This is a genomic window from Pirellulales bacterium (assembly GCA_036490175.1).
Classification (GTDB): domain Bacteria; phylum Planctomycetota; class Planctomycetia; order Pirellulales; family JACPPG01; genus JACPPG01.
In genome coordinates this window covers 1-10,292 of record DASXEJ010000058.1, presented here as the reverse complement: position 1 = coordinate 10,292, position 10,292 = coordinate 1, and the positions used below count along the sequence as shown (strand labels likewise).

Sequence of the window (10,292 nt, the reverse complement as noted above, 5' to 3'; positions counted from 1 at the left end):
CTTTAAATGGGCGGAATTGCTTGTTGTACACCGCTGTGTCCCGTGGCAGCGTGGTGCAGACCTGACTACTATGAATGGGGAGCGAATTCACCATGAGCGCCGCGTCAGGCCGCTCTCTCTGTTCGAGAGTGGTTAGCCAAGGGTAGTGTCCCGAACCGATGACCTCTCAGGCGTTCTTTTCTCCAAACGAGAGAAGAGTGTTCTGACGCACGCGCCAGGAATCGCTTTTTTATCTTCCCTGAACCGCGCCCTTACCAGTAGCCTCATGCCTATCTTGGAAACCATCGGCGTTTGTAAGCAGTATGGGACCGAAACCGTTAAGGTACGGGCCCTGCAAGACGTTGACGTACGCGTCGAAGGCGGCGAGTTCCTGGCCATTATGGGCCCCTCGGGTTGTGGGAAAAGCACGCTCCTCCATGTACTGGGGGGCATCGATCCACCTACGACTGGACGCGTGCTGCTCAACGGCCAGGACTTTGGCAGCCTCGACGACACGGCGCGTAGCATCGTACGCCGGCGACAGCTGGGATTCATCTTTCAGAAAATGAATCTATTGTCCACGCTGTCGGCCGTGGAAAATGTCGCGTTACCCTTGCGAATCGACGGTGTACGACGCGCCGCGGCCCGTAAGCAGGCCCTGGATGTTCTCGACCGGGTGGGAATTGCCCATCGCGCCGACCATTTTCCGCACGAGATGTCAGGAGGCGAGCAGCAGCGCGTTGCCATCGCGCGGGCCTTAGTAGTGCGGCCGGCGGTCGTGCTCGCAGACGAGCCAACTGGCGCACTCGACAGTGCCAACGGGCAGCACGTCATGGAATTGCTGCGGGATTGCGTCGAGCAAGGGCAAACCATCGTCATGGTGACGCACGATGTAGACATGGCGCGCCAGGCTAGCCGCATCGTCCGGATGCAAGACGGCAATGTGCTGCCGGGCGTCGAACATGCGTCTGTTCCGTCAACCTTTGCATTGCCGCGCTAGAGAGCCCGTTGATGGACCTACTTCACCTGGTCGTGCGGCAATGGCGCCAGCGGAAGGCGCGGACGGCGTTGTCGATGCTCAGCGTCGCGATCGCTGTGGCGGCTGTGTTGGGCACTGCGCTCGCGCAAACTACCGTTCGGGTGGGAGTGCGGAATCTTTCGAAAGAGATCGGCGGCCGGCCAGCATTGGAGGTTGTCTCGCTGTCTGGCGGTCGTTTGAACGTGGGCGACGTTCCCAACGTCGACGGCATTGCTGGTGCTGAGGGAAGCTTTCCGCTAGTAACGCGTGCCACGTTGGCCCGCCGGCAGGGGAAAAGGCTCCGTTGCGTTCTGCTTGGCATACCCCCAGACTCCCAGGTGGCTTGGGGTGCGTTGCCGTTAGCCTCGGGCAGGGCGTGTCAGGAACGCAACGACGCGGTGCTGTCGGCCGAGTTGGCCGCGTCGCGCAAAATCGCCGAAGGAGATCGTTTAACGTTGCTTACGCGTCGCGGTCCGCGGACGGTCACGATTGTCGGGCTCGTGCCCGCGGCCGTTTTGGCCGAAGTTGCGCCCGCGGCATCGATGGTGCTGCCCCTGTCCACGGTCCAAGAGTTCTTTGGACTCGAGGGACAAGCCGATCGAGTCCGTATATTTGTGGATGAAAACAGTGATCGTGAAGCGGTCCGCGGTGCCATCGCGGCGCGGTTGCCCGAGAATCTGCTGGTGCAGGTGCCCGTCGGCAAGATGGAACAAGTAGATTCCACCTTGAAATCGACCGAGCTTGCGCTGCGTTTCGCGGGAACACTATCGCTGGCCATGGCCGTCTTCATCATTTTGAATACGCTGCGCATGAATTTTAGTGAGCGTCGCCGCGATGTGGCGGTGCTCCGCGTACTCGGCGCGACGACTCGACAAATCGTCGGGTGTCATCTGACCGAAGGGTTGTCGATGGGCCTGGTTGGTTCGGCCCTCGGCATTCCTCTGGGCCTGTTGCTGGGGCGTGGTTTGTCGCTGGGCATGCAAAAGTTGGTCGATGCGCACCTTCCGCCGCCAACGGCCCCCTGGTCTGCGATTGCTATCGCACTGGCGCTGGGTCCGCTTGTGGCCGCCGTGGCGGCATTGGTACCGGCCTGGCAATCGCGCAAGGTTTCCGCGCGCGAAGCCCTGGGTGACGTCGAACTCCGACGCGCAGAACGCTTTCCACTGTGGGCCGTTTGCGCGAGCACACTGGCTATTTGCGCTGCCATTATTTTGATGTTGCTGGTGGTCTTCGAACGCCTTCCGGCCCAAGCCGCGATTCCGGCTGGTCTGCTAATGCTGGTCGCGTTTATTGCCTTGATTCCGGTGGTGCTGGTGCCGGTCGTCAGCGGCGCAGCGTGGTTGCTGGCTCCTTGGATGCGCATGGAAGGGGAACTGGCGGCCGAGCAGCTGAGGCAACGCTCAACGCGCACTGGACTGACCGTAGGCGTGTTGGTGGTGGCAATCAGCAACGGACTGGGACTAGGGACGGCAATCGTCAACAATGTCGACGACATCCGCGAGTGGTATCGCCGTTCGTTGGCCGGCGACGTGTTCTTAATCGACCCCACGGCCAACGACCGCGCCGAGGCTTCGCAAGAACGCACGGCGATTTCCGCGGCGTTGGCTGCCCAGCCAAATGTGAGCCATGTGATCGAGGTCCGCATCCTGCCCACGCGCGCCGCCGGAATGCCCGGAATCTGCATCGTGCGTGACTTCTTGCCCGATGTCGCACTTCCCTGGGCCGTTGGTGCGGGAGAGGAAAAGGAAATTCGGGCCGGCTTACAAGATGGCGCGGCAGTGGTAAGTAGCGTGATGGCCCGCAAGCTTCACGTCAGCAAGGGCGATACTCTGCGCATGGAACTGCAAGGACGCGCCTTCAATGTAAAGATCGCCGGCTTGGTGGGCGATTACATGCTCGGGGGACTGGTAACCTATCTCGATCGGGCGACGGCGGCCAAAATCGTGGACTTGGGTCCCGCCGAGACCTACATGGTGCGGGCCACGCCGGGAACGTCGATGGAATCGTTCGCCACCGGCCTCGAGCCGTTTGCCGCCGAGGAAGGGCTAATCGTGCAGTCGCTCGCCGATTTGCGCGGTCGACTGGACCGACTGATCAACGGCATTGTCGCGGGTCTGTGGCTGCTGCTGGCGATGGGCTTTGTCGTCGGCGGCATTGCAGTGGCCAATACGTTGACCATGAGTGTTTTGGAACAGACCCGCGAGCTGGGCTTGCTGAGGATCGTGGGAATGACACGCGGGCAAACCCGCAAACTGGTCTTATGTGAGTCGTCCCTCTTGGGCATTCTGGGCGCGGCGACGGGTACATTGGCCGGAATCGTTACGGCCGGCATTATCCACTTGTGCAACGAGCCCGTGTTAGGGCATTCGGTACCCTTTACGCTGCATGCCTGGCTGCTGGTGGCTAACGTGGGCGGCTGCCTGTTAATGACGTTGCTGGCGGCCTGGTCTCCTGGCGAGCGCGCGGCGAGACTCGATTTGTTGTCGGCCATCGCCTACGAGTGAGACGGCGGTGGTTTCACCGGCGTCAGCACGAATTCTAGTTCGTGACAAGGAAACCAATAGCACAGCGACTCTTCGTACAATTCCTGCATGTACGGATTGAGATTAAACAGCCGCTTCTGCAGACTTTTGATCTGGTCGCGAACAAAGAATTTCGAGCGGAATTTCAACTTCCGCGACACAACGCGGAACCGAAAGTCGACGTAGAAGTTGGGAATGCTGCGGCGATAACGACGATCGCGGTCGGCCATATAGTCGAACGTATACAGTCCGAAGAATCGTTTGTGCGTATAGTCGGAATAGTAATAAGGGTTGGAGAAATGGGGAACAACTGCCACTTTACGTCCCGTGGGCTTAAGCGCGCGATGGATGCCCCGCATCAACGGCTCGAAGTTCTCGATGTGCTCCAGCACGTGCTTAGAGTAGAACTCGTCCACTGAATTGTCCGGCAAAAAGTCCAATCCGGCTTCCAGATCCGCCACAAAGTCGACACCGGGGAGTGGAAATCGGTCGAAGCCGATCGCGCCGGGACGTTTGTTCGGGCCGCAACCGAGCTCGATAACTACTTCTTTTGTCGAGTCGATCCGTTCCAGCAGCTCTTGTTGGTTCATCATCACGCGAAGTCCCTGACGCTGGCGATCTCATTCGCGTGGTACTATAGCAATTCCGCACGATTTTGCCCCATACGCGCCGCGAGCAGCGTGACGTTTGTCGCGGCCGCGGCGATCCGTTTAAATGACTAGCGAGATCGTAGGCGTCACAATGCGGCAACAATGTTTCGGCGGGCGAGTCGCTGCAAGCCTTAATGACTGGCCCAAGTAATATCGCCATGCCCGAGCTCCCAGACATCACGGTCTATCTAAAAGCCCTCGAACAGCGCATTTTGGGAAAGCCATTGCTGCGGGTACGAATCAACAGTCCCTTTCTGTTGCGAACGTTCGACCCACCTCTTGAATCCGTTGATGGCAAGACGGTGCGCTCGCTCAGGCGATTGGGCAAGCGGATCGCCATCGGGCTGGACGAGGATCTATGGATCGTCTTGCACCTCATGATCGCCGGTCGCTTGCACTGGAAGTCGCCCGGCGCAACGCTTGGCGGCAAGTACAACCTGGCGGCATTTGACTTTGACCACGGGACGCTGGTTTTGACCGAAGCCGGCGCCAAACGTCGCGCGGCTCTCTACGTTGTTCGCGGGAAGGATGCACTTTGCCAGCACGATCCCGGCGGACTCGACGTGTTGGCCGCGAAGGGCGAAGAATTCGCCAGCGTCTTGCGCTCGCGCAGCCATACTCTTAAACGGGCGCTGACGGATCCGGCGCTTTTCAGCGGGATCGGAAATGCCTATTCCGACGAGATATTGCATCGCGCGTGTCTCTCGCCGTTTGCTCTGACGCAAAAACTGCCGCTCGACGACGTCGCGAGACTGTTCAACGCCACACGCGACGTTTTGACAGAATGGATCGAACGGCTACGGCAGGAAGCAGGCGACAGCTTTCCCGAGAAGGTCACTGCTTTTCGGCCTGAGATGGCCGTACATGGTCGATTCGGAAAGCCCTGCCCGGTGTGCGGGGCACCTGTGCAGCGAATTCGTTACGCAGACAACGAGACGAACTATTGTCCCGGCTGTCAGACGGGCGGGCAGATTCTGGCCGATCGTTCGCTCTCGCGATTACTCAAAGATGCCTGGCCGCGCCACCTTGACGAATTGTAAGCAGCCACTGCCAGAGTGGCCGGCGACGTAGCCAATCGCTGGCGTCGGCAAGTATACTAACAGCGCCAAGAGTCCCCACTTGCCAGGGCCGAAGGGCACGAGTGCCCCACCGCCGTTCAACCTCATACTGTACGCTGATTGAAACCCGCGGATGGTGGCTCGCCTGGGCCGCCGGAGCAGCATTAATGCTTCACGTCACGACATCACCCGTTCGGCTGTGCGATCGGATTTCGCGGCGCGAGTTGCTGCGCGTGGGCGGGTTAGGAGCGATGAGCCTGTCGTTGGCGGACATCCTGCGTCACGAAGGCGCGGCTCGCACAGCTAGCGTTAGTGAGCCTGCGGGTAGGGCCAAGTCGTGCATTGTGCTGTTTTTGATGGGAGGGCCTGCGCAGCATTCGACCTGGGATCCGAAGCCCCACGCCCCTGTTGAGGTGCGCGGCGAGTTTGCGCCGATCGCAACTAGCGCGCCTGGGATCATGATTAGCGAGCTGATGCCGAAGACGGCCACCCTGGCCGAGCACTTGTGCCTGCTGCGTGCCATGCGCACCGGCGACAATGCCCACTCGTCGAGCGGCTATTACATGCTGACCGGCGTTCCTCACCAGCCGATGAACGCCGAAAACGTCAATCCGGGCGCACCGAATAACTGGCCGAGCTTTGCCGCAGTGTCGCGCGCCATGCAATCGTCCAACACGGCGCTTCCCAGTGCCGTGCGCCTGCCCCATCACATCTGGAACACCGATGGTTCAATCTGGCCGGGCCAAGACGCGGGCTTTCTTGGTCGCACGAACGATCCGTGGCTATTTCGTTGCCATCCGGCCGCCGCGGATTTTCGCATTCCCGAGTTTTCGTTGCCCACGGAACTCTCGCTGGATCGCATGCGCGACCGGCGGACGCTGCTGGGCGAGATCGACCGCCTGGCCGCGGACACGCAACGGCAAGCGAATTTCCAGGGCGCGTATGGCAAGGCGACGGGCCAGGCCTTTGATTTGCTGACGTCTCGACAGGCGCGCGATGCATTCGACCTGGCCCGCGAGCAGGAGGCAGCCCGCGATCGCTATGGCCGATCGCAATTCGGACAAAGTGTGCTGCTGTCTCGGCGGTTGATCGAAGCAGGCGTGCGCCTGGTGCAGGTTAATTGGTTCCGTTCGCCGGACGAGCCTATGGACGGACCTTGTTGGGATTCCCACGTGCGCGAGGCAAACCGGCTAAAAACCGTGCTACTGCCGCCGTTTGACCAGGCGTATTCGGCACTGCTGACAGACCTCGTCGAACGCGGCCTGTTGGACGAGACTCTGGTGGTCTGTATGTCGGAATTCGGCCGCAGCCCGAAGATCAATGCCGTTGGCGGACGAGATCATTGGGGGAGCGTCTTCTCCGTTACCCTGGCTGGGGGTGGAATTCGGGGTGGGCTCATACACGGCGCCTCGGACGCGTTGGGGGGTGAACCCAAGGACGGAGTGGTTCGACCGCCGGACCTGTTGGCCACCATATTTCACTCGCTGGGAATCCCCCCTTCGACCGAGTTACACGATCCCTTGGGCCGTCCCTTTCCCATCGCGCGCGGTGAGACGATTCGTGAGATCCTGGCTTGAACGCGCGACACCTACCACTAGTATTTGTCCATAGTTCGGCATGCTGGCGTTGCTTTCATCAAGCATCTCCGATCGATCGCATTGCGTACTTTTCTTCACGGCTCACAAAACCCTGCCGGTGTTGTGGGGTTTACTGCTCCTGAGTTACCCTGCGCGCCGGACGCTTTGACGAAAAGTCGATATTGGGTGCCCCCAAACTCTTACGGAGAAGAATCCAATGGTGCGATCGTTCGGCTTCACAGTTGGATTTTGCCTCGGGATGGTCCTTTGTCTTGCGGCGATGGCGGCCGACTGGCCGCAATTCCGTGGACCCGGCGGCAGCGGACTAGGGGACGACGCCCCATTGCCGACCCAATGGGCGGCCGATCAAAACATTCGCTGGAAAGCGATACTGCCCGGCGTGGGCTGGTCTTCGCCAGTTATTTGGGGTGATAAGGTCTTTCTCACCGCGGCGATCACAGAAAACCAATCGAAACCGCAACCATCTGGTGGCGGCGGTGGAAGGCCGGGCGGTGGACGACCGCCGGCAGACAGACCCGTCGGCGATGAGACCGACGGGGATGAACCTCGTGCAGCAGGATCTCAAGGGGACGGTGCGAATCGCCCACGTCCCGGTGCCGACGGTGACCCAGCGCCGAACGACGGTGCAGGTAGGCGGCGCGGGGGCCGCGGGCCGGGTGGCGGAGGCTTTGGGGGTCGCGGCGGTGGTCAGGCGCCCGATGTCCTGTACCAATTCGAGGTCTATTGCCTCGACCGTAATACGGGCAACGTGATTTGGAAGCAGCTTGCCACCGAGCGGAAGCCCTCGATTCCTACGCATCGCACCAATACCTACGCGTCGGAAACGCCGGTCACTGATGGTCAGCGCGTCTATGCGTACTTCGGCATGACCGGCGTGTTTTGCTACGACCTCGATGGAAAGCTGATTTGGACCAAGGATTTTGGCTCGTATCCCATGGCGATGGGATGGGGGACGGGAAGCTCGCCGGTGCTGGCCGATCGCTGCTTGATCATGCAGTGCGATAACGACAAGGCGTCATTCCTGGTGGCGCTCGATAAGCTGACCGGTGAGGAGAAATGGCGAGTCGCCCGCGATGACAAGTCGAGTTGGGCGACGCCCAACCTGTGGCGCAACAAGGTTCGTACGGAGTTGGTTACCGTGTCGGGTCAGCATGCCATCTCCTACGATCCAATCGACGGCAAGGTGCTGTGGACTCTGGCAAATATGCGCGGCCGCTGCTCGGCCACACCCGTCGGCGATGACGAGCGAGTTTACTTGGGCACAGGCGGCGGCATGGGTGGGAGCGGACCGCTGGTGGCTATTCGCGCCGGCGCGACCGGCAGTTTTGAACTGGCATCGGGCGCCGATCAGCCTGAGCAGATCGCATGGTCGGTTCCCCGTGGCGGCCCGCCGATGGCCTCGCCACTTGTGTATCGGGGGTATCTGTACGTACTGGAACAGCGCGGCGGACTGCTTAGCTGTTACAACGCCGCGGATGGCACCAAGGCTTACCAACAACGCGTACCGGATGCGAAGGGCTTTACGGCGTCCCCTTGGGCGAACGATGGCAAGGTTTTCTGCTTGGACGAAGGGGGACAGACATTTGTCATCAAAGCCGGACCGGATTTTGAGCTTCTGGCGGAGAACAAGCTCGACGAAATGTGCTGGGCCACGCCGGCAGCCGCCAATGGTGCGCTGTTCCTGCGCGGCACAGATCACCTATGGTGTATAAAGCAGTAGTGCCTCGGTACCGTTTATTGACCTGACTTGCGTCGTAGCTCGGTCGAGGATATATCTTCGCGAAAGGTGCCCGCCGGCACTTGTTCACAGATCTCGCGCAACCCTGGTGGAAGACTCAGGTCGGCTAACATCTCGAATCCCTCGGCCGTCTTGCGGCCGAAGACCAGAAAACGGCAGCCTGCCGCCGCAATGCCTGTGATGGCCGCGGCACATTCCACCGCGTCGTGATAGTAGCGCGGCTCGGCAATGCGCTTGGCAGTATCGATCCCGACGATGAACGTGGAATCCGGGAACAGTCGAGCTTTTTCAAGGAACGTCGGCGCTCTGGTCAGCCACAAGGGCGCGGCGGGCGGAATCTGAGCGCTGCGCAACCGTATCTCGTGGAAATCGAGCGGGGGCTTGTCGACATTGGTAATGGATAGCTCCCATTCGATCGATGTGTGCAACTGTTCCGCTGCAACCTGTGCCATGCGGCGATGGCCGTCGTGCAACGGATGAAAGGCGCCCGGAAATATCGCTCGACGCGCGGGGATTGACGGCCGAGCCGAATCGATTGTCTGCTGAGCACTGGTCATAGCGCGGGATTCGTTGGCCTGTACGATGTTCCGTTCGCCGGCAAAGAGCTGTCGCCAAGGCACGGGCGCCACGGTCTCCTCTTCGATAACGTGCTCCGAGGTTTGCAGTTCTAATGACACGCGATCTTTTAGCGCGCACGCGCGGGCTACCATATTCAACAGCAGTTGCGCCGCCAGTAGTTCCTCGCCACCGCGATCGCGTACGCCCTTGGACAACTCTAACGACGCGACGGCCGTAAACTCGGCGGATTGCGCGGCAACGTGGATGCGATGGGCGCCCAGCTTGGGCCTGTCGCTCGCCAGACTTGCGGTACACGCCACGCCGACAACATTGCCTCCAGACGGTTCGCGCTGTGCGTATGCTGTGGCGCGTTGGTAGGCGGCCATGGCCATGAGCCGTGCCGTGTGCTCGCTGCAAAAGTTTTCCGGCTCGGTTTTTAGCCAAACCATTAATGCGGCAGCCGAATAGGGGACCGCCGCCTCGAGAACCGTGCGCGACGCGCCAGGCACTGTCAGCAGCGCCGGTATCGCCTGGCTTGCACCCCCCGTGGTAACCAGCACCAACCGGGTGCCGGCACCATGAATGCGGCGGACAAATTCTTGGGTGGCGGCAGCGCTTGGCTCCGAGCGTGTCACAGCTGAACATTCCTCACACCGGGGGTGTCCGTTTATTCAACGCTAGCGATGCGCGTTCCGAACGAAGTTGGAACATGCACGCAGGATCAGACTTTCGCTGCTTTGCGGTAAAAGCCGGGCACAAATCACGCGGGGACCTAACATGCCGCAAATACGCGCTGCGTATATTAAACTTACGACAAAGTCACATGCCTCCGCTCCCGCCCGATCTGTCTCCCCAGAGCGTATCATCTCGCATACAATTCGCGCCGTGAAGTCCACCAGTCGCAGAGCCTACGCCGCCATGATGCGGGTCGAGCCCTTTCTCTTGGGCACGGTCCTGAGCGCTGTCTCATCGCTGGGGTATAGTTGCGCGAACATTTGCTTGCGCTGGCTCACGCATTGCGATCCGCTGCTCGTATCCTGCGTCAAGGCAGTGCCGACTATGCTGGCGGCTACGACTTTGGTGGCGGCCGGCGCCCTCAGTGGTCGAGTACGCTGGCCCTCGTTTGGCCCCTTTGCGGCCTTGGCCTGCGTCGGCACGTTCGCACAGCTTG

At 60.6% G+C, this 10,292-nt stretch carries 8 protein-coding genes; 6 read left to right on the top strand and 2 right to left on the bottom strand.

Features of this window, described 5'->3' with window-relative positions; all coding sequences use genetic code 11:
• Positions 1–265: 265 nt before the first annotated feature.
• Positions 266–979, top strand: a complete 714-nt coding sequence (locus tag VGG64_04005; protein HEY1598738.1) for an ABC transporter ATP-binding protein — start codon at positions 266–268, stop codon at positions 977–979.
• 11 nt (positions 980–990) lie between these two features.
• Complete coding sequence (locus VGG64_04000) at positions 991–3,501, top strand: FtsX-like permease family protein (GenBank protein HEY1598737.1); 2,511 nt, start codon at positions 991–993, stop codon at positions 3,499–3,501.
• On the opposite strand, the gene VGG64_03995 is transcribed toward VGG64_04000, so the two are convergent.
• Entirely contained in the window at positions 3,492–4,112 is a 621-nt protein-coding gene (locus VGG64_03995) for a methyltransferase domain-containing protein (GenBank protein ID HEY1598736.1), read from the bottom strand. The genes VGG64_04000 and VGG64_03995 overlap by 10 nt on opposite strands.
• A 215-nt stretch (positions 4,113–4,327) precedes the next feature.
• Between VGG64_03995 and VGG64_03990 the strand changes: the two genes are divergently transcribed.
• The 3 genes from VGG64_03990 (at position 4,328) to VGG64_03980 (ending at position 8,545) form a co-directional block, all read left to right on the top strand.
• Positions 4,328–5,209, top strand: coding sequence for a DNA-formamidopyrimidine glycosylase family protein (locus tag VGG64_03990; protein HEY1598735.1), 882 nt, complete (start codon positions 4,328–4,330; stop codon positions 5,207–5,209).
• Positions 5,210–5,394: 185 nt separating this feature from the next.
• Positions 5,395–6,804 (top strand): DUF1501 domain-containing protein, encoded by a 1,410-nt coding sequence (locus tag VGG64_03985; protein ID HEY1598734.1) that lies wholly within the window; start codon positions 5,395–5,397, stop codon positions 6,802–6,804.
• 217 nt (positions 6,805–7,021) lie between these two features.
• The gene (locus VGG64_03980; protein HEY1598733.1) at positions 7,022–8,545 is read left to right on the top strand and encodes a PQQ-binding-like beta-propeller repeat protein; all 1,524 of its coding nucleotides are present in this window, start codon (positions 7,022–7,024) and stop codon (positions 8,543–8,545) included.
• Positions 8,546–8,559: 14 nt separating this feature from the next.
• On the opposite strand, the gene VGG64_03975 is transcribed toward VGG64_03980, so the two are convergent.
• Entirely contained in the window at positions 8,560–9,756 is a 1,197-nt protein-coding gene (locus VGG64_03975) for a hypothetical protein (GenBank protein HEY1598732.1), read from the bottom strand.
• Between the two features lie 250 nt (positions 9,757–10,006).
• On the opposite strand from VGG64_03975, the gene VGG64_03970 reads away from it, so the two are divergent.
• Positions 10,007–10,292 (top strand): hypothetical protein (locus VGG64_03970; GenBank protein ID HEY1598731.1); only part of this gene is annotated, 286 nt, incomplete at its 3' end.